Origin of the sequence: Rhizobium rhizoryzae (assembly GCF_011046895.1) — a bacterium.
In the GTDB taxonomy this organism is placed as follows: Bacteria; Pseudomonadota; Alphaproteobacteria; order Rhizobiales; family Rhizobiaceae; genus Neorhizobium; species Neorhizobium rhizoryzae.
Window position 1 is genome coordinate 1,392,843 of record NZ_CP049250.1, and the last position, 22,917, is coordinate 1,415,759.

The 22,917-nt window shown below is 59.6% G+C and carries 23 protein-coding genes; 16 read left to right on the forward strand and 7 right to left on the reverse strand.

Annotated elements, in window-relative coordinates; translation table 11 throughout:
* Together aroB and G6N80_RS12765 are read left to right on the forward strand one after the other, a co-directional pair.
* On the forward strand, window positions 1-1,134 hold the full coding sequence (aroB, locus tag G6N80_RS12760) for a 3-dehydroquinate synthase (protein ID WP_165134266.1): 1,134 nt from the start codon (window positions 1-3) through the stop codon (window positions 1,132-1,134).
* Window positions 1,134-2,438: an HlyC/CorC family transporter gene (locus tag G6N80_RS12765; protein WP_165134269.1), complete on the forward strand. Its 1,305-nt coding sequence runs from the start codon at window positions 1,134-1,136 to the stop codon at window positions 2,436-2,438. The genes aroB and G6N80_RS12765 overlap by 1 nt, the downstream gene beginning before the upstream one ends.
* 14 nt (window positions 2,439-2,452) lie before the next feature.
* On the opposite strand, the gene G6N80_RS12770 is transcribed toward G6N80_RS12765, so the two are convergent.
* The gene (locus tag G6N80_RS12770; RefSeq protein WP_165134272.1) at window positions 2,453-2,734 is read right to left on the reverse strand and encodes a BolA family protein; all 282 of its coding nucleotides are present in this window, start codon (window positions 2,732-2,734) and stop codon (window positions 2,453-2,455) included.
* A gap of 107 nt (window positions 2,735-2,841) precedes the next feature.
* Between G6N80_RS12770 and G6N80_RS12775 the strand changes: the two genes are divergently transcribed.
* The 4 genes from G6N80_RS12775 to G6N80_RS12790 all read left to right on the forward strand — a co-directional run bounded on the left by G6N80_RS12775 (window position 2,842) and on the right by G6N80_RS12790 (window position 7,485).
* Window positions 2,842-3,465 (forward strand): J domain-containing protein, encoded by a 624-nt coding sequence (locus G6N80_RS12775; protein WP_062556044.1) that lies wholly within the window; start codon window positions 2,842-2,844, stop codon window positions 3,463-3,465.
* 72 nt (window positions 3,466-3,537) lie between these two features.
* Window positions 3,538-4,530, forward strand: coding sequence for a cobaltochelatase subunit CobS (gene cobS / locus G6N80_RS12780; protein WP_062556043.1), 993 nt, complete (start codon window positions 3,538-3,540; stop codon window positions 4,528-4,530).
* 41 nt (window positions 4,531-4,571) lie between these two features.
* The gene (gene cobT, locus G6N80_RS12785; protein ID WP_062556285.1) at window positions 4,572-6,473 is read left to right on the forward strand and encodes a cobaltochelatase subunit CobT; all 1,902 of its coding nucleotides are present in this window, start codon (window positions 4,572-4,574) and stop codon (window positions 6,471-6,473) included.
* Window positions 6,424-7,485: an esterase-like activity of phytase family protein gene (locus tag G6N80_RS12790; RefSeq protein ID WP_165134275.1), complete on the forward strand. Its 1,062-nt coding sequence runs from the start codon at window positions 6,424-6,426 to the stop codon at window positions 7,483-7,485. Before cobT ends, G6N80_RS12790 begins: the two co-directional genes overlap by 50 nt.
* 1,775 nt (window positions 7,486-9,260) lie before the next feature.
* Here G6N80_RS12790 and G6N80_RS12795 read toward each other — a convergent pair.
* Together G6N80_RS12795 and rpmB are read right to left on the reverse strand one after the other, a co-directional pair.
* Window positions 9,261-9,896, reverse strand: coding sequence for a VUT family protein (locus tag G6N80_RS12795; RefSeq protein WP_062556042.1), 636 nt, complete (start codon window positions 9,894-9,896; stop codon window positions 9,261-9,263).
* A gap of 114 nt (window positions 9,897-10,010) precedes the next feature.
* Entirely contained in the window at window positions 10,011-10,301 is a 291-nt protein-coding gene (gene rpmB / locus G6N80_RS12800; protein WP_062556041.1) for a 50S ribosomal protein L28, read from the reverse strand.
* A 250-nt stretch (window positions 10,302-10,551) separates the two neighbouring features.
* On the opposite strand from rpmB, the gene G6N80_RS12805 reads away from it, so the two are divergent.
* Entirely contained in the window at window positions 10,552-11,328 is a 777-nt protein-coding gene (locus G6N80_RS12805) for a DUF3108 domain-containing protein (RefSeq protein WP_165134278.1), read from the forward strand.
* A gap of 48 nt (window positions 11,329-11,376) precedes the next feature.
* Complete coding sequence (gene yddG / locus G6N80_RS12810; RefSeq protein ID WP_062556039.1) at window positions 11,377-12,267, forward strand: aromatic amino acid exporter YddG; 891 nt, start codon at window positions 11,377-11,379, stop codon at window positions 12,265-12,267.
* A 3-nt stretch (window positions 12,268-12,270) separates the two neighbouring features.
* Here the strand turns inward: yddG and G6N80_RS12815 are convergent, their stop codons facing one another.
* Both G6N80_RS12815 and gloB read right to left on the reverse strand, forming a co-directional pair.
* The gene (locus tag G6N80_RS12815; RefSeq protein ID WP_062556038.1) at window positions 12,271-12,693 is read right to left on the reverse strand and encodes a cupin domain-containing protein; all 423 of its coding nucleotides are present in this window, start codon (window positions 12,691-12,693) and stop codon (window positions 12,271-12,273) included.
* Complete coding sequence (gene gloB / locus G6N80_RS12820) at window positions 12,690-13,463, reverse strand: hydroxyacylglutathione hydrolase (protein ID WP_062556037.1); 774 nt, start codon at window positions 13,461-13,463, stop codon at window positions 12,690-12,692. Before gloB ends, G6N80_RS12815 begins: the two co-directional genes overlap by 4 nt.
* An 88-nt stretch (window positions 13,464-13,551) precedes the next feature.
* On the opposite strand from gloB, the gene G6N80_RS12825 reads away from it, so the two are divergent.
* The 3 genes from G6N80_RS12825 (at window position 13,552) to G6N80_RS12835 (ending at window position 16,431) form a co-directional block, all read left to right on the forward strand.
* On the forward strand, window positions 13,552-14,295 hold the full coding sequence (locus tag G6N80_RS12825) for a class I SAM-dependent methyltransferase (protein ID WP_062556036.1): 744 nt from the start codon (window positions 13,552-13,554) through the stop codon (window positions 14,293-14,295).
* A gap of 103 nt (window positions 14,296-14,398) precedes the next feature.
* Complete coding sequence (gene hisC, locus G6N80_RS12830) at window positions 14,399-15,505, forward strand: histidinol-phosphate transaminase (RefSeq protein ID WP_165134281.1); 1,107 nt, start codon at window positions 14,399-14,401, stop codon at window positions 15,503-15,505.
* Entirely contained in the window at window positions 15,502-16,431 is a 930-nt protein-coding gene (locus tag G6N80_RS12835) for a prephenate/arogenate dehydrogenase family protein (RefSeq protein ID WP_062556034.1), read from the forward strand. Before hisC ends, G6N80_RS12835 begins: the two co-directional genes overlap by 4 nt.
* A 15-nt stretch (window positions 16,432-16,446) precedes the next feature.
* Here G6N80_RS12835 and G6N80_RS12840 read toward each other — a convergent pair whose 3' ends face one another.
* Window positions 16,447-17,451 (reverse strand): DUF2125 domain-containing protein, encoded by a 1,005-nt coding sequence (locus G6N80_RS12840; protein ID WP_062556283.1) that lies wholly within the window; start codon window positions 17,449-17,451, stop codon window positions 16,447-16,449.
* Between the two features lie 51 nt (window positions 17,452-17,502).
* Between G6N80_RS12840 and G6N80_RS12845 the strand changes: the two genes are divergently transcribed.
* A complete protein-coding gene (locus G6N80_RS12845; RefSeq protein WP_165134284.1) occupies window positions 17,503-18,048 on the forward strand; it encodes a gamma-glutamylcyclotransferase in 546 nt (181 codons plus the stop codon).
* Between the two features lie 177 nt (window positions 18,049-18,225).
* Window positions 18,226-19,098 carry a 3-hydroxybutyryl-CoA dehydrogenase gene (locus tag G6N80_RS12850; RefSeq protein WP_165134287.1) on the forward strand — a complete coding sequence of 291 codons (873 nt, stop codon included), beginning with the start codon at window positions 18,226-18,228 and terminating at the stop codon, window positions 19,096-19,098.
* Window positions 19,099-19,123: 25 nt separating this feature from the next.
* Here G6N80_RS12850 and tlpA read toward each other — a convergent pair whose 3' ends face one another.
* A complete protein-coding gene (gene tlpA, locus G6N80_RS12855) occupies window positions 19,124-19,783 on the reverse strand; it encodes a thiol:disulfide interchange protein TlpA (protein ID WP_062556031.1) in 660 nt (219 codons plus the stop codon).
* Window positions 19,784-19,806: 23 nt separating this feature from the next.
* Here tlpA and argH point away from each other — a divergent pair, with 23 nt between their 5' ends.
* The 3 genes from argH (at window position 19,807) to lysA (ending at window position 22,770) form a co-directional block, all read left to right on the forward strand.
* Window positions 19,807-21,210, forward strand: a complete 1,404-nt coding sequence (gene argH, locus G6N80_RS12860; RefSeq protein ID WP_165134290.1) for an argininosuccinate lyase — start codon at window positions 19,807-19,809, stop codon at window positions 21,208-21,210.
* 78 nt (window positions 21,211-21,288) lie between these two features.
* Complete coding sequence (locus G6N80_RS12865; protein WP_062556029.1) at window positions 21,289-21,486, forward strand: hypothetical protein; 198 nt, start codon at window positions 21,289-21,291, stop codon at window positions 21,484-21,486.
* 15 nt (window positions 21,487-21,501) lie between these two features.
* Window positions 21,502-22,770, forward strand: coding sequence for a diaminopimelate decarboxylase (lysA, locus tag G6N80_RS12870; protein WP_165134293.1), 1,269 nt, complete (start codon window positions 21,502-21,504; stop codon window positions 22,768-22,770).
* Window positions 22,771-22,917: the final 147 nt, after the last annotated feature.

Genomic DNA, 22,917 nt, shown 5'->3' on the forward strand with positions numbered 1-22,917 from the left:
GTGACTGTGACATTATCGCGTGAAAACGAGCGTGTGGTTCATGTGCCATTGGGAGATCGGGCTTACGATATCCTGATCGGGCCGGATCTCATCAGTCATGCCGGTGGTGAAATCACGTCGCGCCTTAAGGTTCGCAAGGCAGCCATCGTGACGGATGAGAATGTCGCAAGCCAGTATCTGGACCGGCTGGTGGACAGCCTCCAGACCGATGGCGTCGAGACTGTCTCGCTGACATTGCCGCCGGGTGAAAAGACCAAGAGCCTTGAGCCGCTGGCCGCCGTCTGCGACATGGCGCTCTCGGCCCGCATCGAGCGCAACGATGCCATCATCGCGCTGGGTGGCGGCGTGATCGGTGATCTTGCGGGCTTTGCGGCGGGCATCGTGCGGCGCGGTGTTCGCTTCGTGCAGATCCCGACTTCGCTTCTGTCGCAGGTGGATTCGTCCGTCGGCGGCAAGACCGGCATCAATTCGCGCCACGGCAAGAACCTGCTGGGTGTCTTCCATCAGCCGGATCTCGTGCTGTCGGATACGAGTGCACTCGATAGCCTCAGCGAGCGTGAATTTCGCGCCGGTTACGCCGAAGTTGCCAAATATGGTCTCATCGATCGGCCGGACTTCTTTGAGTGGCTGGAAAAGAACTGGCGCGACGTCTTCGCGGGCGGACCTGCGCGGGCGGAGGCAATTGCCATCAGCTGCCAGTCCAAGGCGGATGTCGTCGTGGAGGACGAGCGCGAAACTGGCCGTCGCGCGCTGCTGAACCTTGGCCACACTTTCGGCCATGCGCTGGAAGCGGCCACGCAGTATGACAGCAGCCGTCTCGTGCATGGCGAGGGTGTCGCCATCGGCATGGTTCTGGCACATCGTTTTTCGGCACGCCTCAATCTTGCCAGCACCGATGACGCCAAGCGCGTGGAAGCACATCTGAAGGCCGTGGGGCTGCCGACGGAGATTTCAGATATTCCGGGCGAACTGCCGCCGACGGAGGTGCTGATGGATGCGATTGCGCAGGACAAGAAGGTCAAGAGCGGCAAGCTCACCTTCATCCTGACCCATGGGATCGGCCAGAGTTTCGTGGCCAATGATGTTGCGGCATCGGAGGTCGAGCTCTTCCTGAAGGAGACCTTGGCGCGGTAATGTTTGACCAGCTGTATGGCTTCCTCGCGGAATACTGGTTGACGCTGATCTCGATCCTGTTGCTGATCGGGTTCTCGGCGTTTTTTTCCGGCTCCGAAACGGCACTGACGGCGGCGTCCCGTTCCCGCATGCATACGCTGGAAGCCAATGGCGACGAACGCGCAGGGCTGGTGAGCCGGTTGATCGAGCGACGCGACCGGTTGATCGGTGCGCTTCTGATCGGCAACAATCTTGTCAATATCCTGGCCTCGTCGCTGACGACCAGCCTGTTCCTAGGTATTTTGGGTCAGTCAGGCGTGGCGATTGCCACTATCGTGATGACCGTGCTGCTGGTGATCTTCTCGGAAGTGCTGCCGAAGAGCTGGGCGATTTCGGCGCCAGACCGGTTTGCCATCACCGTTGCGCCTGTCGTGCGTCTTTTCGTTGCAGTCGCGGGACCGCTTTCCAGCGCCGTCAATGCCATCGTCCGTTTCATTCTATCTCTGTTCGGTGTCAATCTCTCTCGCGAGGAGTCGATGCTGACGGCGCATGAGGAACTGCGCGGCGCTCTCGACCTCCTGCATCGCGAGGGCTCGGTCATCAAGGCTGATCGTGACCGGCTGGGTGGATTGCTCGATCTTGAGGAACTGGAAGTTTCTGACGTCATGAAGCACCGCACGGTGATGCGGGCGATCAACGCGGATGATCCACCGGAAGTCATTGTGCGCACGGTGCTGGAAAGTCCGTTCACGCGCATGCCGCTCTGGCGCGGCTCCACGGAAAACATCATCGGCATTGTTCATGCCAAGGATCTGCTGCGCGCGCTCGCCGAACCGAACATGGAGCCGCGTGACCTCGACGTAGGCAAGATCGCTCAGAAGCCGTGGTTCGTGCCCGATACGACCAGCCTCAAGGACCAGCTGAACGCCTTCCTGCGCCGCAAGATGCATTTTGCTGTCGTGGTGGATGAATACGGCGAGGTTCAGGGCATCGTGACGCTGGAGGATATTCTGGAGGAAATCGTCGGCGACATTGCCGATGAGCACGATCTGGAAATCCAGGGCGTTCGTCAGGAAGCAGACGGATCGATTGTCGTCGATGGTTCGGTGCCGATTCGCGACCTCAACCGGGCGCTCGACTGGCGTCTGCCGGATGAGGAGGCGACGACAATCGCCGGTCTCGTCATCCACGAATCAAAGCTGATCCCGCAGGAGCGGCAGACCTTCACCTTCCACGGCAAGCGCTTCATCATCATGAAGCGCGAGAAGAACCGCATTACCAAGCTGCGCATCCGGCCGGCGGAAGATCTGCCCCCCGGCCAGTAATCACCGTCGCATTGCTACCAGCGGGTCGCTTCACCCGGTGCGGCAGGCTCAACCGCCAGCGCATGCAGGCCCGCATCCAGCTCCGGCTTCAGAAGCTCGTTCACCAATCGGTGCCTTGCAAGGCGGGTCATGCCCGTGAAACGATCCGAGATCACCCGCACCCGCATATGCGTTTCTCCAGTACCGGTGATGTCCGGCTGGTGACCTGCGTGATGATGGCTTTCGTCGATCACTTCCAGCCGCTGGGGAGCGAGGTTTTGCGTGAGAACGGCTTCAATTCGGGCGCGAACGGACATGATCCAAAACCTCGTGTGAACGTACAAAAAGGGCGGTCCAAAAAGCAGCAACAAAGGGGTTTGTCAATTCTTGTTCTGACCCGTCCCGCACCCCATAATGTGGCCATATGAAACTCGATTCCAAATATTTCGACCGCATCCGGACGCGCCGGAAACGTGAGCAGGATGCGGCGCCGCAAACGCCGACCTGCCAGTGGGACGGGTGCGACAAGCCGGGGGCTCACCGTGCACCCGTGGGACGCAACGCCGAGAACCAGTTCTTTCTGTTCTGCTTCGAGCATGTAAAGGAATACAACAAGGGCTACAACTATTTCTCCGGCCTGTCGGACAGCGAGATTGCGCGCTACCAGAAGGAGGCGATCACCGGCCATCGCCCGACCTGGACCATCGGCGTCAACAAGGCGGCGAAGGATGCGCCACGCCATGCGTCCACGCGATCCGGGTCTGCGGCCAGCTTCAACCGGGTGAAGGATCCGTTTGGTTTCGTACGTGACGGCGGTGCGTCTGCGGGTGCGCAGACCGCGGTTCGCAAGGTAAAGACGCTGGAAGCGAAAGCTTTCGACACAATGGGCTTGACGGCAGCCGCAACAGCGGCAGAAATCAAGAGCCGCTACAAGGAACTGGTCAAGAAGCACCATCCGGACGCGAACGGCGGCGATCGCGGTTCGGAAGAACGATTTAGGGCTGTGATACAGGCCTACCAATTGTTAAAGCAGTCCGGTTTCTGCTAAGCCGTTCTGGTGCAAGGCAACATGACAGAGAGGATTGCGACCGGACCTTAGCCGGTTCGGCGTGGAGTGGTGATGAGCAAAATCGATCTTGATATAACCAATCTTCCGGATACCACCGTTTCTGTCCGGGATGTCTTCGGCATCGACACGGACCTTCAGGTTCCCGCCTATTCGAATGGCGACCCTTACGTGCCGGAACTCGATCCCGACTATCTCTTCGACCGGGACACGACTCTGGCAATTCTGGCCGGTTTTGCTCATAACCGACGCGTCATGGTGTCCGGCTATCACGGCACCGGCAAGTCCACCCATATCGAACAGGTCGCCGCGCGCCTCAACTGGCCGTGCGTGCGTATCAACCTCGATAGCCATGTCAGCCGTATCGATCTCGTCGGCAAGGACGCAATCGTTCTGAAGGATGGCAAGCAGGTTACCGAGTTCAAGGACGGCATCCTGCCCTGGGCCTATCAGCACAATGTGGCGCTGGTGTTCGATGAGTATGATGCGGGCCGTCCCGATGTCATGTTCGTCATCCAGCGCGTTCTGGAAAGCTCGGGCCGCCTGACGCTTCTCGATCAGAGCCGCGTCATCCGTCCTCACCCCGCCTTCCGCATTTTCGCAACCGCCAATACGGTCGGCCTCGGCGATACCACGGGCCTCTATCACGGCACGCAGCAGATCAACCAGGCGCAGATGGACCGCTGGTCGATCGTCACCACGCTGAACTATCTGCCGCACGACAAGGAAGTCGATATCGTCGCCGCCAAGGTCAAGGCGTTCGGTGGGTCGGCGCAGGGTCGCGAAACCGTATCCAAGATGGTGCGGGTGGCGGACATGACCCGTTCTGCCTTCATGAACGGCGATCTTTCCACGGTCATGAGCCCGCGTACGGTCATCACCTGGGCGGAAAATGCGGCGATCTTCGGCGACGTCGCTTTCGCGTTCCGCATCACCTTCCTCAACAAGTGTGATGAGCTGGAACGGACGCTGGTGGCAGAACAGTATCAGCGTGCCTTCGGTGTCGAACTGAAGGAAAGCGCCGCGAACATCGTTCTCGGGGCTTGAGTGCCGAGAGGCAGGTAGCGCAGGCAGCAAGGTAGATGAGCATGGCAGGCCGCGGCGACAACACCAAGGCGAAGACTGGCGGACCGGTGGATACCGAGCCGTTGCGTCGCGCGATCACCGGTTGCGTGCGCTCCATCGCAGGCAATGGCGAGGTGGAGGTTTCCTTCGCCAATGAACGTCCGGGCATGGCGGGAGATCGTATCCGCCTTCCCGAACTTTCGAAGCGGCCTACCGCGCATGAACTGGCCGTGACCCGTGGCCTGGGCGATTCCATGGCGCTCCGCCTTGCCTGCCATGATACGAGCGTGCATGCGGCCATGTCGCCGCAGGGCACGGATGCGCGCGCCGTGTTCGATGCCGTCGAGCAGGCTCGCGTTGAATCCATCGGCTCGCTGCGGATGGAAGGCGTTGCCAGCAACATCAACAGCATGAATGCCGAGAAATATTCGAAGGCGAATTTCTCCGGCGTGCAGCGGCAGGAAGATGCGCCGATCGGCGAAGCCATGGCCATGCTGGTGCGCGAAAAGCTGACGGGCACCGCTCCGCCCGCGTCCGCTGGCAAGGTGCTGGATCTCTGGCGTCCGTATTTTGAGCAGACGATTGCGGGCGATCTCGACAATCTCAAAACGGTCATCGACGACCAGCAGGCCTTCGGCAAGCTGGTGCGCCACATGTTGTCCTCCATGCAGATGGCGGAAGACTATGGCGACGAGGAAAACGATCCGGAACAGATGGAAAATCCGGATGATGAAGAGCAGCCGCGCAGCAACGAGACCGAGAACGAAGAGGTAGAGGAAGACGCTGGTTCCGATGCCGCCCCGGCCGAGGAAAGCCAGGCCGCGGAGGAGCAGCTCGACGAAGGCGAAATGGACGGCGCGGAAATCTCCGACGACGACATGACCGACGACGATGCGGACCAGTCGGAAACGCCCGGAGAAACCAAGCGCCCGAACCTGCCCTTCGACGATTTCAACGAGAAGGTGGATTACAACATCTTCACGCAGGAATTCGACGAGGAAATTACGGCGGAAGAACTGTGCGACGAGGCGGAACTCGACCGTCTGCGCGCTTTCCTCGACAAGCAGCTTGCCCATCTGCAGGGCGCTGTGGGGCGCCTGGCAAACCGGCTGCAGCGCCGCCTGATGGCACAGCAGAATCGCTCGTGGGAATTCGACCTGGAAGAGGGCTATCTCGATCCGGCGCGTCTTGTGCGTCTGGTGATCGATCCCATGCAACCGCTTTCCTTCAAGCGCGAGCGTGATACGAAATTCCGCGATACGGTCGTTTCGCTGGTCATCGATAATTCCGGCTCCATGCGTGGACGTCCCATTACCGTTGCCGCAACCTGCGCCGATATTCTGGCGCGCACGCTGGAGCGTTCGGGCGTCAAGGTGGAAATTCTCGGCTTTACGACGAAGGCGTGGAAGGGTGGCCAGAGCCGTGAGCAGTGGCTGGCCAGCGGCAAGCCGCCGACGCCTGGCCGTCTCAACGATCTGCGCCATATCGTCTACAAGTCGGCGGATGCGCCATGGCGTCGTTCGCGCCGCAATCTCGGCCTGATGATGCGCGAAGGTTTGCTGAAGGAAAACATCGATGGCGAAGCGCTGATGTGGGCGCATAATCGTCTGATCGGTCGTCCCGAGCAGCGCAAGATCATGATGATGATTTCGGACGGCGCCCCGGTGGATGATTCTACGCTGTCGGTCAATCCGGGCAATTATCTGGAGCGCCACCTGCGGGCCGTCATCGAGCAGATCGAGACGAAGTCGCCGGTCGAGCTTCTGGCCATCGGCATCGGCCACGATGTCACACGCTATTACCAGCGCGCGGTCACCATCGTGGATGCAGACGAGCTGGCCGGTGCCATGACCGAGCAGCTGGCGGCATTGTTCGATGAAAATTCCGGACGTGGACGTGGTCGCGGCGTGCGCCGTGCAGGCTAGGACGAAGCGCGGGTTGCGCCCGCTCGCTCTTCTGGCCGGTTTGCTGGCTTTGGTTCCCCCGCTGGCAGGGCAGGCGGCGGAAGCGGTGGATGCGCCGGTGCAGGTGCGCCAGATCGCGACGTTCAAGCCGGGATCGACCGAGACGCGCTTTGGCGGCCTTGAATTCGTCGGCGGTCTGGAGTTCACCTCGCAGGAATACCTGCTGGGTTCCATATCCAGCATCCGTTTTCGCCCGGATGGCAAGAGCTTCGTCTCCGTCCTCGACACGGGCCATTGGCTGACGGGTGAACTGGATCATGACGCGAATGGTCGGCCTTCCGGATTATCCAGTCTGAAAATTACTGCGATGCGGGACGCGAGCGGTGACGAGCCCTCCGGCAAAGGCGATATCGATGCCGAAGGCGTAACGCTTCGGGATGGCCAGGTTATCGTCAGTTTCGAGCGAAGGCACCGCGTCGATATCTATCCTGATCCCGGTTTTGAAGCGGCGAAACCGTCTCGCACGCTCGACATTCTCATCCCCAAAGGTGAATTGCGCGGCAATGGCTCTCTGGAAACGGTTGTCGTGGCACCGGAGCCAAGTCCGCTCAAGGGCGCCGTTCTGACGATTGCCGAGCGCAGTGTGGACAAGCAGGGCCGTCTTTACGCCGCCATCCTTGAAGGTCCATTGAAGGGGCAGTTCAAGGTGAAGCGCGATGAGCCTTGGGATGTCACGGATGGCGCATTTCTGCCCGGCGGTGATCTGCTGCTTCTGGAGCGGCGGTTCAGTTTCATCGGTGGTGTCGGCATGCGCATTCGCCGCATTGCGGGCGATAGCATCAGGCCCGGTGCCGTTATCGATGGGCCGGTGCTTCTGGAGGCCGATCAGAACGACCAGATCGACAATATGGAGGGGCTCGATGTGGTCACCGGCCCGGATGGCCGCCCACATCTGATCCTGATTTCGGACGATAATCACTCCATCCTCCAGCGCAATCTGCTTCTGGAATTCCGGTTGGCCGAACAGGGCTGACAGGGCTGAGAGGGAAACGACCCCGGTCAATTGCGGGCAGCAGAATTTCGCCTTCCAGACCCTCTGCCTTTGGCACAGTGACAACCGGCCTTTTTCTGGTGCGAACAGAAGGCAGAAGTTTCAAAAGAGCCAGACAGAAGGCAGGTGGTATGATCACCAGCAACGCCTTGATGATATCTGGCGAGGCTCGGAAAGTGGCCAGAAGGTCGGCAGCGAGATTGTAATCGTTCATGGCTTTGACGCCTCCCGGTCTGCGCGTCTTCAAGGCGTGGAGCGCGGGCAGCCGGTGAACGATCAAAAGCCCGCCCACCGACACGCCGCATCGTGTAACACGCAGTGTTTGAAACGGAGGAGAAGGCACGCCAAAGGCCAAGTCACTTGGAAGCCTCTGGCGGCCGGGGAGTTCGAAAATCGCGTACGTACGACTGCCCTGACCTTTAGGTGCAAGCACCTTGGACATGCGTCAGGGCCTCCCCAGCCATAGAAGGTGGAGAGCTTATAAGCCAAGCTCAAGCGCTCAGCCACCAATCGGTGACTGAGAGGACATCTCGTTTAGCGGATGCCAGCTGTTCTCGGAGGGGTTTTCGACGCCCCGGAACCGGCCTGTTACTTCCGGTTCCGCGGTCAGTCTATGCCGCCAAGGTTGCATCTGCAATTGCAAGATGTAGGGGATTTATTCCGTGCATGCGCATGCAATCAGCCGCTTTACCTTTGGAAGTAAGTTCGGGCGATGCCCATAGGGCGCGGACGCCGCATACCCCCCTCTGTCCTGCCGGACATCTCCCCCTTGAAGCGGGGGAGATCGGCAGAACGGCTGATGCTCGCACACTATCTCCCGTCGATGGAGTTTTGCTAAGCACGACAGGGCAAGATCTGGAGCCAAGGGCTAACCACGAATCGATCTCCCCCCTTGAGGGGGAGATGTCCGGCAGGACAGAGGGGGGGAAGCCCCGGATAAAGACTGTGCGAGATGCTCGCGCACCATCTCCCGTCGATGGAGTTTTGCTAAGCACGATAGGGCAAGATCTGGAGCGAAGGGCTAACCACGGATCGATCTCCCCCCTTGAGGGGGAGATGTCCGGCAGGACAGAGGGGGGTTAAGCCCCGGATAGAGACTGTGCGTCTGGTACTCAGGTCCGATCGGTCACGCCGCAGCCTAAAAAAACTTGGTCTTCCCAAATTTTTTCGCCCCTCACTCCGCCACCCCCTCGCACTCATGTTTCAATTCCCTCGTTCCGCAACGGTTACACCAGCAGGCGTACTGGCGATGCGGAGCCGGCGCGGGCGTGAAGGGCAAGACGCAAAACCTTCACCTCCGGGTTCGCGGAAAATGGTCTCCCTCTGGCGACACGGGGGAAATGGAAGGGCGTCGGATCTAACCCTCCATTTCATCTCCGAACTGGCGCGTCAGGCGTGCCTGTGTGGCACACATGGGGAATGGTGTCGGGAAGGTCTGTCGGTTCAATCCGCCGGATCACCGGGAGCCGATAGGTTTCAACAAACCTTTCCGGCAGCCATTCCAGGCAGAGAGACCGAAGTCGCGGGCATAAACCGCTGAACGGGGCGCTGAGAGGTGTCACCTTCTACTACCATATCGAGGCAGCTTTCAGTGCCCCGACCGAATACCCCGTATCCCGACACGATACGGCCCGAACTGACCTTCACACCACGGGCAGGTTCTGCCGCGTGAATACGAGAACGTGCCCGAAATGGACGCGGGTTCTTAGACAACAGATCCAAAAGCCATTCCGAAAATACGGAATCGCCAGTTCTATTCACACAGTCTTTGCCGGCGGCATGGGCTTCAGGACGCTCATCAGGGCGCCATAGGGCAGGAGCATCAGGAGCCCGACGATTAGCTTCACGGCAAAGTCACCTATGGCCCAGGAGATCCAGCGCGGTGCTTCCGTGGCAAAGACGCCCAGAATCGGCGCGGAGCCGATAGCGAAGTCATCATTCGCGCCCAGAAAGCCGAAGACCGGCGCAAAGGAGAGCGAGAAGAACAGCAGCGTATCCAGCGCCGAACCCAACATGGAACCGGCCAGCGGCGCCTGCCACCAGCTTTGACGGCGCAGCTGGTTGAACACGGAGATATCCAGCAATTGCCCGACCAGATAGGCAGTGCCGGATGCCATCGCGATACGGGGCATGGATGTGTAGAAGGAGAGTGCAACACCGACCACGAAACCGGCGAACACGACGCGGCGGGCAATCTTTGGCCCGAACTGGCGGTTCGTCAGGTCTGTGACGAGGAAGGCGGCGGGGTAGGTGAAGGCGCCCCAGGTCAGAAGGTCGCTCAGATTGATGCCGAACACTGTGCCGGGCATAGGAAACTGGACGAGATAATTCGACGAGACGACGACAAGCGTCATCAGGGCAATGTAGATGGAGGTCGCGCGCAGATACTGCATTTTTTTACCCTGGGTGATGCCACCAGCTGGAGGACGACAATAGACAACAGAAAAGGCCTGCACGGACGAGCCGCCAAGCCTTCACTGAAATTCGGACGCTATCGCGAACGTGAATTAAGCGGCTTCAGCCGTCTTCTTCACGATCTGGCGGCGCAGCAGGCGAGCGCGCATGGACAGCTCGGTCTCGTCAGCCTTCAGAAGGAAAGCGTCGAGGCCGCCACGATGCTCAACAGAGCGCAGGGCATGAGCAGAAACGCGCAGACGGTAACGCTGGCCGAGAGCATCGGAAATCAGCGTAACGTGGCACAGGTTCGGCAAGAACCGACGCTTCGTCTTGTTGTTGGCGTGGCTGACATTGTTGCCCGACTGGACGCCCTTACCGGTCAATTCGCAAACACGGGACATGGGTACACCTTTGTTCTTCTTTGCAATTGAATGGGGTTTCGGACAAAGTCCGGCCTGCCGATCCAACTGGTCCTGATTGGAAAGTTGCGGTTCTATAGTCAGTGGGGGCGGTGCCGTCAAGTCATTCCTGGGCACAAACATCCTTAAATGACTCAGAAATCCGGCACTTGGCCGCTTCGCTTCGCTATTTTGTTGCCACAGTGCAAAGGTTATAGAATTGTTAACATCATCCGTTTTTGAAGAGTAGACCATGCTCAAGCAAGGCCGAAGCATTCTCATCCTGACTGTCGCTGCCTTGGGTCTGGCTGCGCAACCGGCGGTGCCCGCCTCCATCCGCCATGTCAGCGAATACGACATCTCGCTTGGCCTGCTGCCGATCGCCACTGCGTCTTTCGCCAGCGAATTCAACGCGAAAGACTACAAGATCGCCGGATCCTTCAAGTCTGCGGGGCTCGTCAATCTATTCAGCCGCATCTCCGCCGATACCGATGTGACGGGGGTTGTGCAGGGCAAGAAGCTGCAGACCGGCAGCTACAAACTCACCTATACGCGTGGGAAGAAAACCCGCATCTACACCGTGGGTTACCGCAACGGCGATGTGGTCTCCACCTCCATTTCGCCTGAACCGGGCACGCGCCCGGCCAGTTGGGTGCCGGTCACCGAAGCGGATCTTCGTTCGGTCATGGACCCGATTTCGGGTCTGATTTTCCCGGATGGCGCCTCTGTCTGCCCATCGCGCATGCAGGTTTATGACGGTGAGTCGCGCATGGATCTCGTGCTTTCGCCAAAGGGTTCGAAGCCGTTCTCGACCAAGGGTTTCAAGGGCGATGCGCTGGTTTGCGAGGTGCGCTATGAACCAAAAGCCGGCTATCGCAAGGGGCGCAGCGATATCGAGTTCCTGAAGAAGCAGCGCATGGAAGTGTGGTTTGCAAAGGCAGAGGGCGCTAATGTATATGCTCCCGTCTATGCACGTATTCCGACCAAGGTCGGCGATGTCTATGTCACGGCGACGAAATACGGCGGTTAACGGAGCCTGTGCCCGTTCCGCCTGATGGGGCAGATCGAAGGGGCGGGGATGAAGGTTCGGGGAACGCTGATCGGCTTTACGGCCATTCTCATGTGGTCGCTGCTGGCGCTGATGACTGCCGCCTCCGGCACCATGCCACCGTTTCAGCTGGCTGCAATAACCTTTGCCATCGGCAGCCTGCCAGGCGTCTTGCTGCTGGCGGTCAAGCCGGAACGCATCAAGCTTTTGAGGCAGCCGCCAAAGGTCTGGCTCATCGGCATTGGCGGTCTGTTCGGCTATCACGCGCTGTATTTCACAGCCTTGCGAAATGCCCCGGCGGTCGAAGCGGGTCTGATCGCCTATCTCTGGCCGCTGCTGATCGTGGTGGGTTCGGCGCTTTTGCCGGGTGAACGCCTGCGCTGGTTCCATGTGGCCGGTGCGATTGCCGGTCTTGCCGGAACCTTCGCCATCATTTCCCGCTCGGGCCTCAATTTTGATCAGGCCTATCTCTTGGGCTATGGTGCGGCCTTTCTCTGCGCCTTCACCTGGTCCGGCTATTCGCTGTTGACCCGGCGTTTCGAGGCGGTTTCCACCGATGTCGTGACCGGCTTCTGCCTCGCCACATCAGCGCTTTCTTTCCTCTGCCATCTGGCTCTGGAAACGACCGTCTGGCCTGCCAATGGCAGCGAATGGGCCGCCGTGATCGGTCTTGGCCTGCTGCCGGTCGGCGCTGCGTTCTACGCCTGGGATTACGGCGTGAAAAACGGCGATATCCAGATTCTGGGTGCAGCCAGCTATGCAGCACCGCTGCTCTCGACCCTCATCCTCACGCTCTTCGGCTTTGCGGAACCAAGTCTCAGGATTGGTCTCGCCTGCCTGCTGATTACCGGTGGTGCCATGCTGGCGGCAAAGGAGATGATCCGGCGGAAGCCTAAGCGAAGCGAAGCCCCCGCTGAATAAACGTTATGTGCCCGGCTCCCAGCCGGGTTCGGCCATCTCGAATTTCGAGAATTCGAAGCCGGGTGAAACGGTGCAGCCGACGAGGGTGAAGGCACCCATGGGTTCGGCCGACTGCCATTCATTGGCCTCGACGATGACCTGCGGTCTCTGGCCCTGTTGCAGATCCGGACCGAGAATGGCTTCACGCGGGTTCTCGCTATCCTTTGCCAGCCGAAGCTTCAACGGATAGCCCGCATAGAAATGCCAGACTTCGACTGCGTCCGTGACCCGATGCCAGTGAGAACGCTCACCCTGTTCCAGCAGATAGTAGATGGCAGTCGAGTGTCCGCGCTGCCCGCCATTCGTGTCGCGGAAGGTTTCGACATACCAGCCACCTTCCGGGTGACGCTGCATGCCGAGTGTCTCTATGATCTCGGCTGCTGTCACTTGAAGTTGTCCTTGCGCTTGCGCAGTTCGGCGAAAACATCCTCATTGGTGGCGCCTTCCATGACCAGATGGCGGCGGATGTCAGGATCTGCCACGCGCAGGAAAGGATTGGTTTCCTTTTCCAGCCCCATCATGGTGGGTATCGTGAACTTGCCTTCGGCGCGCAATTCATCGATCTGGCGGGCGCGTCGCTGAAGCACTTCGTTGCTACCGTCCACGCTCAGCGCAAAGCGGGCATTGGATTGCGTATACTCATGGCCAAAGTAGATGGCCGTCTCATCCGGCAGTACGGCCAGTTTCTGGAAGGAATGCCACATATCGGCGGCGGTTCGCTCAAACAGGCGCCCACAGCCCAGCGCGAAAAGCGTATCGGCGGCAAACAGGATCTTGTCTTCAGGGAAATGGAAACAGATGTGGCCCGCGGTGTGCCCCGGCGTTTCGAACACCCGAACCGGATGTTCGCCGAACTGAAACTCATCGCCATCCCCGACCGTACGATCAAGGCCCGGAATGGCAACCGCTTCGTTGATCGGGCCGATGATCTCGCAGCCATAGCGCTCCTTCAGCGCCAGATTGGCCTCGACGTGATCGGTGTGGTGATGGGTGGTGAAAATATGGGTAATCTTCCAGCCGCGCTTTTCCGCTGCCGTGACGATCGGCCCTTCCTCGGGAGCATCGATGCAGGCCGTCAATCCGCTTTCGGGATCGTGGACCAGAACGCCATAATTATCGCTTCGGCATGTAAAGACTTCGATTTCCAGAGGTTTCATTCGCCAGACCCGTTGCGCTGCACTGTTTGCGACACAATGTAGAGACAGACGACTTGAAGTCCAACCTCCCATCGGTCAGGTTTGGGAAATGCACGCCGATATTGTCGATCTCAGAGAATTCTATCATTCGCCGCTGGGTGCCTTTGCCGAGCATTCCATCGGTATGGCCCTGAGTTCGCTCTGGGCGCGGCTTCCGGAAGAGCGGCTGGTGGGGCTGGGCTATGCCGTTCCCTATATCGAGCGCTTTAAGGCTGATACGGAGCGCACATTTGCCTTCATGCCGGCAGGGCAGGGGGCGGTAAACTGGCCGGTCGGCGATCTTTCCTCGACGGCGCTGGTGTTCGAGGAGGAGCTGCCGCTGCCGGATTCCTCCATCGATCGCATCCTGATGGTGCATTCGCTGGAATTTGCCGAAAATCCGCGCGAGACCCTGAAAGAGATGTGGCGGGTGCTGGCGCCGGGTGGGCGGCTGGTCATCGTCGTGCCGAACCGGCGCGGGGTCTGGGCGCGCATGGAGCATACGCCCTTCGGTTCCGGACGGCCCTATTCACGCCGGCAACTGACGAACCTGCTGCGGGAGACAAATTTCACCCCCGCCGCCAGCGCGGAAGCGCTGTTCTTTCCGCCGTCGAAGGTGCGGGCCGTCCTCAAGCTTCGTCACGGGCTGGAACGCGTCGGTCGAAGGCTTTGGCCTGCCTTTTCGGGCGTTCTTATTCTGGAAGCGCAGAAGCGCCTCTATCAGGGGCTTCCCGTTGCGGCACGCGCATCCCGTCGCGTCTTCGTGCCCGTGCTTGGCGCACAGGGCGTTCCGACGACCAGAAGCCGCAGTTGAGGTCATGCCTGAGTTGAAGTCGGCCCCGGCCTCGTCTGGCCTCGACAAAAGCGGCTGACCGGATTAAGGGCGAAGGGTCTAATTTATGGAAGGTTCCTGTCCCATGGATACAGCCGTGCTGAAGCCCGTTCCCCGCCCCGGAATCATGGATATCGCCGCCTACGTGCCGGGTAAGGAACATGCGCCGGGCGTGGCCCGCGTGTTCAAGCTTTCCTCCAACGAGACGCCGCTGGGTGCCAGCCCAAGCGCCATCGATGCATTTCGTCAGACAGCGGGTCATCTGGAAATCTATCCGGACGGTCAGGCGAACCAGTTGCGCGGCGCGATTGCCGAAACGCACGGCCTGAACCCGGCGAACCTGATGTGCGGCAACGGCTCGGACGAGCTTCTGGGCCTGCTGTGCCACGTCTATCTGGGCCAGGGCGATGAGGCGATCATCACCGAGCACGGCTTTCTCGTCTACAAGATCCAGATCATGGGTGCCGGTGCCACGCCGGTCACGGTGAAGGAGAAAGAGGCCCGCGTTGACGTGGACGCCATTCTCGCAGCCGTCACGCCGAAGACGAAGATGGTGTTTATCGCCAATCCCGGCAATCCGACCGGTACCTATGTTCCTGCTGCGGAAGTGCGCCGTCTGCATGCGGGCCTTCCGAAGAACGTGATCCTGGTTCTTGATGCCGCCTATGCCGAATATGTGCACGAGCATGACTACGAAGCGGGTATCGAGCTCGTTTCGTCCAGCCAGAATGTTGTGATGACCCGTACCTTCTCCAAGGCTTACGGTCTGGCCGCACTGCGCGTGGGCTGGATGTACGGCCCTGCCGATATCCTCGATGCACTGGACCGTATTCGCGGGCCGTTCAACATGAATGCGCCTGCCATTGCCGCAGGGTCCGCTGCCATGCGCGATCAGGCATTCATTGCCAAGGCTGTCGCTCACAACGATGAATGGCTGGCCAAGCTCACCAAGGCCTTCGAGGAAATGGGGCTGACTGTTACGCCGTCGGTGACCAATTTCGCTCTCATCCACTTCCCGGATGTCGATGGCAAGCGCGCGCCGGACGCCGATGAGTTCCTCACCAGCCGCGGCTACATCCTGCGCGCCGTAAAGGGCTATGGTTTCCCCAATGCGCTGCGCATGACGGTGGGTTCGGAAGAAGCCAATCTCGGCGTGATTGCCGCAATGCGCGAATTTCTGGGCAAGGCATGAGCGGCATTCTGTTTGACCGGATCGCGCTGATCGGCATCGGTCTGATTGGCTCATCGATTGCGCGCGACATCAAGGCGCTGGGTCTGGCGGGCGAAGTGGTGATCTCCACCCGCAGCCCCGAAACGCTGAAGCGCGCCGAAGAGCTTGCACTTGGCGATCGCTACACGACCTCAGCGGCAGAGGCGGTTCGCGATGCGGATCTCGTTATCGTTTCGGTTCCGGTCGGTTCTTCCGGCCTCGTGGCGGAGCAGATCGCGCCGAACCTGAAGCCCGGTGCGATCCTGACAGATGTCGGCTCGACGAAAGCCTCCGTGATCGCGCAGATGGCACCGCATGTGCCGGAAGGCGTTCACTTCATTCCGGGCCACCCGCTGGCGGGTACGGAAAAATCCGGTCCGGACGCCGGTTTCGAAGGCCTGTTTCGCGGACGCTGGTGCATTTTCACGCCTCTGCCGGAAACGGATGAGGCAGCTCTCGGTCGTCTGCGGAATTTCTGGATCGCGCTCGGTTCCAAGATCGACGAGATGGACCCGCAGCATCACGACAAGGTGCTGGCGATCGTCTCTCACCTGCCGCACATCATCGCCTACAATATCGTGGGCACGGCGGACGATCTGGAGACCGTGACGGAATCGGAAGTCATCAAATATTCCGCGTCCGGTTTCCGTGACTTCACCCGTCTGGCGGCGTCAGACCCCACGATGTGGCGGGATGTGTGCCTGCATAACAAGGATGCCATCCTCGAAATGCTGGCGCGGTTCTCCGAGGATCTGGCCTATCTGCAGCGGGCAATCCGGTGGGGCGAGGGCGACAAGTTGTTCGAATTGTTCTCGCGCACCCGTACCATTCGCCGTTCCATCGTTCAGGCGGGCCAGGACGTGGACGCGCCCGACTTTGGTCGCCACGCGCTGGACCCGAAGGCCTGACGAGATACGAAGCCGTTATAGCGGCGGGATCTCGCCAATTGCGATGAAGCCGCCGAGGATGACCTTGCCGTTGTTCAGGGTCAGGTCGATGGCGGCCCTGTCGCCGCCGCCGGTCATGGCAGAGAGCATTTTCGTGGCCGTGTCGACCGTCTTGGCCAATTGCGGGGCGCTGGCCTTGATCTGGTCACGCCAGGCGCTCAGCTTGTCGACTTCCACCCGCAGTTTTCCGGAAATGCGGCCATCGTCACCCACGGAGAATGGCCCGCTGATCGACAGCGCCTGACCATTGCCAAGGTCGATGCCAAGGCGGCGCATTTCGCCCTTGGTGCCATAGATACCTCGACCCGGATCCTGACCGGCGAGCAGGGCCGCTTTTCCGGCAAGCGTCACGTCACCGACTGCCGTGAAGCGCGGCACGATCTGCGGGGAGCCCTTTGCGGTCACATCCGTATCCTGCAGGGTGATGGCCGCATCAAGGTCGTTGCCATTCTGGCGCAGATGGGCCTCGGTATGGCCGACCTTGACGTCGAATGCCTGAGCGGTCTGGGTCGAAACGATACCGGTCATCAGACCCTTGATGACCGTGGAGCTACGATCCACACCGCCCAGCGTGGTGACGAGGCTGGACTGCAGGCTTTCCCATTGCGAAGAAGCGGCAATGCCGGTGCCGGTGCGGGTTTCCGCCGGACCATCCAGTTCCCAGACGATGTGGCTCGGCTGATAGATCTGCGCTGCGGAGCGCAATGCACCAAAGGTGGCAGCAACGCCATTGGTCTTGTCATCGATGGAGACTTTGGAGCAGAACAGGCCGATCCGGAACGGATAGCCGCGATATTCTGCATCCTGGCAGACAGCGGTAACGCCATGGCGCTGCTGATCGCCAAGCAGCGCAAGCGTCTTTTCCTTCAGCATTGATGCCGCATAGAACCATCCGGCCGTGTAGAGCCCGATCACCAGGAGAATGCCGGCTGCGAGTGCCCAAATCTTTGCACTCACGTTGCTTCGGCTTGACGCTGCCATGATGATCTCCAATGGTGCTTTGCAAAATGATTATGCGATGTGGCGTGCGATATGGACGAATTTTGGGTCTTTGGCTACGGCTCCCTCATGTGGAACCCCGGCTTTGCCTTTCAAGAGCGGATCAATGCATTGACCTTCGGCTATCGCCGCTCGCTCTGCGTTCGCTCCTATGTTCACCGGGGAACGCCCGAGCAGCCGGGGCTGGTGCTGGGGCTTGATCGGGGCGGTTCCTGCAAGGGTGTGGCCTTTCGGGTGGCTGAAGGCGATTGGCCGGAGGTGCTTGCCTATCTTCGCGAGCGAGAGCTGGTGACTAACGTGTATCTCGAAAAATCACTGCCGCTCGTGTTGCTCGATGGACGAAAGGTTCGCGCGACGGGTTACGTGATCGACAGAAATCATCCCCAGTATGCCGGCTCACTCGAAATCGATAAGGCGGCCCGGATTATCGCAGGAGCAACAGGCAAGTCCGGCCCAAACCACGCCTATGTTACGAATACAGTTGAGCATATGCGTGACATGGGGATTCGCGATGCCTGGCTGGAAGGGGTGGCGCAGTGTGTGGCCCGGACCCTGGAAGGTGATTTTTTATCATCTTAATCATGGCGCCAACAATACGACTTGTTGTTCATGCGGCGTTGCAACAGGGCTGGTAAATTGCTGTTTCGGGCATTATCACTTGTACAGGGGCCAAAAGCTTATCTGTGCACGCAAGTTGTACGGCTGCGCATCACATGCGGGTCTCTTCAAAACCGCTTTCAATGAGAATGGGGCATCATGATCACGAATGTAGGAATCGTCGGCGCGGGACAGATGGGGTGTGGCATTGCGCATGTCTGCGCTCTGGCAGGCTACAAAGTCACGCTTTATGACCTTTCCGCCGAGCGGATCGAGGCAGGTCTTGCCACCATCAACGGAAACCTGGCGCGGCAGGTCAGCAATGGCAAGCTTTCCGACGAGGATCGCCGCGCGACCCTGTCCCGTATTCGTGGGACTGGCGATGTGCACGACTTCGCTTCCGCCGATCTGGTGATCGAGGCGGCAACTGAAGACGAGAGCGTCAAGCGCAAGATTTTCGCGCAAGTCTGCCCCGTTCTGAAGCCCGAAGCCCTGTTGGCAACCAATACATCGTCACTGTCCATTACGCGGCTTGCTTCCGCAACCGATCGCCCCGAACGCTTCATGGGTATTCACTTCATGAATCCGGTGCCGGTTATGAAGCTGGTGGAACTGGTGCGCGGTATTGCAACCGGCGAGGCAACTTTCACCAAGGCCAAGGAATTCGTAGCTTCTCTCGACAAAACAGTTACGGTTGCGGAAGATTTCCCGGCCTTCATCGTCAACCGCATACTTTTGCCGATGATCAACGAGGCGATTTATACGCTTTATGAGGGTGTCGGCTCGGTCGAGGCGATCGACACGGCCATGAAGCTGGGCGCGAACCATCCGATGGGACCGCTGCAGCTGGCGGATTTTATCGGTCTCGATACCTGTCTCTCCATCATGCAGGTTCTCTACGACGGCCTTGCCGACAGCAAGTATCGTCCGTGTCCGCTGCTGGTCAAATATGTCGAGGCTGGCTGGCTTGGCCGCAAGTCTGGTCGCGGCTTCTACGATTACCGTGGCGAAGTGCCGGTTCCAACACGCTGACTTTTCAACTGAAACTGTCGGCGCTTCAGAGCGCCGACACTTTTGCGATCATGTCCTTGGCCCGATCGCTATCCCAGTGGGCGGGGCCATTCATGGCGCCGATCAGGCAGCCTTTCCTGTTGACGATGAGTGTGACAGGCAGGCCGAAAGCAAGGCCTTCCTTTTTCAGCGCATTGAAGACGCCCATGGAACTATCCCGGTAATAGGCCAGATCGTGTACGCCTGTTTCCTGAAGAAAGGCCTTTGGCTTTTCATCACTGCCGGTATCGATGTTGATGGCAACGACTTCAAACCGATCGCTACCCTTGGCCTTCTGCAGATTGTTGAGTGCCGGCATTTCTTCCCGGCAGGGCACGCACCAGGTTGCCCAGAGGTTGACGAGAACCGTCTTGCCTTCGAAATTCGGCAGTTTCAGATCCTGCCCCGCTGGTCCTTTGAAGGCGAGTGACTGCAGCGGCCTTGGACTATCGACGCCCTTCATGGCCGCGATTTCGCCCGTCGCCAGATCAGAGACAAGCTTTGCCTGTTCGATTGCTCCTTCGCACTGGCCACCTGCTATTTCTGTGGCATTGCCAGAAGGGTCATGCTTCACGTATACCGCAACCGCACCCGCCAGAATTCCGGCGATGGCTGCGACGATAACCAGGCGGGCGGATGGCAGACCCAAGGGTCTCTTGTTCGACATTTACGACTCCAGGACGGATAATCATGGCTGACGGCACGAAGGATGCGGGTTCCTCCAACCAGATGTGGGGCGGGCGCTTTGCCTCCGGTCCGGATGCCATCATGGAGGAGATAAACGCCTCCATCGGCTTCGACAAGAAGCTCTACGCTCAGGATATCCGCGGCTCAATCGCGCATGCCACCATGCTGGCGAAACAAGGCATTATTTCCAGCGAAGATAAAGACAAGATCGTCGAAGGTCTGAACACGATCCTGTCAGAGATCGAGGCGGGCCGTTTCGAATTCTCGCGCAAGCTCGAAGACATTCACATGAACATCGAGGCACGCCTTGCAACGCTGATCGGCCCAGCGGCCGGACGCCTGCACACTGCGCGTTCCCGCAACGATCAGGTGGCGCTGGATTTCCGCCTGTGGGTGAAGGAAGAGCTGGTCAAGACGGATGCTGCGCTGACGGACCTCATTACAGCGCTCCTCGACAAGGCGGAAGAACACGCCGATACCGTTATGCCCGGCTTCACCCATTTGCAGACGGCGCAGCCGGTTACCTTCGGTCATCACTGCATGGCCTATGTGGAAATGTTCGGCCGCGACCGTTCGCGTGTACGCCACGCCATCGACCACATGGACGAATGCCCGATCGGTGCCGCCGCCTTGGCCGGCACCGGCTTCAAGATCGACCGCCACATGACGGCAGAAGCGCTCGGCTTCCGTTCGCCGACCCGCAATTCGATCGATACGGTGTCCGACCGCGATTTCGCGCTGGAGTTCCTGTCGGTTGCCTCCATCTGCGCGGTCCATCTGTCGCGCTTTGCCGAGGAAATCGTCATCTGGTCGACGCCGCAGTTTGGATTCATTCGCCTCTCGGATGCATTTTCGACCGGCTCCTCGATCATGCCGCAGAAGAAGAACCCGGATGCCGCCGAACTGGTGCGCGCCAAGACCGGCCGCATCAACGGTTCGCTGGTGGCCTTGCTCACCATCATGAAGGGACTTCCGCTCGCGTATTCCAAGGATATGCAGGAAGACAAGGAGCAGGTGTTCGACGCGGCGGAGAACCTGGAGCTTGCTGTTGCGGCCATGGCTGGCATGGTGCGTGACATGACGGTGCGTGTGGATCGCATGCGGGCTGCCGCCGGTTCGGGCTTTTCGACCGCGACCGACCTTGCCGACTGGCTGGTGCGCGAGGCGGGCCTGCCGTTCCGCGATGCACACCACGTGACCGGTCGCGCCGTCGCGCTTGCGGAACAGAAGGGATGCGATCTCGCCGATCTCAGCCTCGAAGACCTGAAGTCCATCCATGAGGCGATTACCGAGAAGGTTTTCGACGTTCTGACGGTCGATGCCTCCGTGGCAAGCCGCACCAGCTTCGGCGGAACCGCTCCGTCGGAAGTGCGCAAGCAGATCGCCTGGTGGCGCGGACGCAACTGAAGACGTGAAGAAGTGACTGCACAAGCGGCAAGAACTTCGCTATGAACAGGCTGAAACTGCTGTTTTGAAGGATTTGGAATGTCCACCTTGCGCGTAATCGTTCGCATCACCGCTGTGATGTGCATTGCTGGTATCGTTGTGACCGGTTGTGGCCGAAAGGGCAATCTGGACAAACCCAGCACGCCGATCGAGCAGCAGAACCTGCGCAAAAACAGCAGCCAGCCGCAGCAGAATACGGCTCCGGATCGGCCCTTCCTGCTTGATCCGCTTCTCTAAATCCGAGTTATTGCCGTGAACCATTTTCAGTACATTGACGGCGTTCTGCACGCCGAAGGCGTTGCCATTCCGGACATCGCCAAGGCCGTTGGCACACCCTTTTATTGCTATTCCACGGCGACGTTGGAGCGGCATTACAAGGTGTTTTCGAAGGCCTTTGCCGATGTGGATGCCATGGTGTGTTATGCCATGAAGGCCAACTCTAACCAGGCGGTCTTGAAGACGCTCGGTCGGCTGGGCGCGGGCGTCGATGTGGTCTCCGGCGGTGAATTGCGTCGCGCTCTGGCGGCTGGAATTCCGGCGAGCCGCATCATGTTCTCCGGCGTCGGAAAGACGCCTGCGGAAATGGATCTGGCGCTTGAGGCAGGCATCTACTGCTTCAACGTGGAATCGGAGCCGGAACTCGAAATCCTGAACGTCCGGGCGCAGAAAATGGGCCGCAAGGCGCATGTCTCCTTCCGCATCAACCCGGATGTCGATGCGCGCACCCATGCGAAGATCTCGACCGGCAAAAAGGAAAACAAGTTCGGTATCTCCTATGAGCGGGCGCGTGCGGTTTATGCCCATGCGGCAACGCTTCCCGGCATTCATGTCAGCGGCATCGACATGCATATCGGTAGCCAGATCACCGAGCTTCAGCCGTTTGAAGATGCGTTTCGTCTCCTGCGCGAACTCGTCGAGACGCTGCGAACTGACGGTCACGCGATCGAGCACGTGGATATCGGCGGCGGGCTCGGCATCCCTTACCGCGAAGACAATTCGCCGCCGCCGCTGCCGGATGCCTATGCCGATATTGTCAAGGCGCAACTGCGAAGCCTCAATTGCAAGATCGTGACTGAGCCCGGTCGCCTGATTGTCGGCAATGCCGGTATTCTGGTGACAGAAGTCATCTTCGTGAAGGATGCTGGCGAAAAGACCTTCGTTATCGTGGATGGCGCGATGAACGATCTCATCCGTCCAACGCTTTATGAAGCCTATCATGGCATTCGCCCCGTCGTGCTTCCCGCCGCCGATGTGGAGCATATCAAGGCCGATGTCGTTGGCCCTGTGTGTGAAACCGGCGACTACCTGGCGCTTGATCGCGATATGGCGAAGCCCAATCCGGGCGATCTATTCGCGGTTGGCTCTGCCGGTGCCTATGGTGCCGTGCAGGCTGGAACCTATAATTCCCGCCTGCTTGTGCCGGAAGTTCTGGTGAAAGGCGATCAGTTCCATGTCATTCGTCCGCGCGGAACCTATGAGGAATTGATCGGCCTGGACAGTGTTCCGGCCTGGCTGGCCTGAGCGGTTTTTTCTGGCTGACCGTTCACATTTCAGAGAAATGGCGGGAAAGCGGCATCAAGTTTGGCGCTTCCCCTCGTCTTCGCCACAAAGGCTGGTATCTTCTGGCCAAGCGGCGGCGCTCTGGTTGCGTCGCTAATCGCCGGTTGA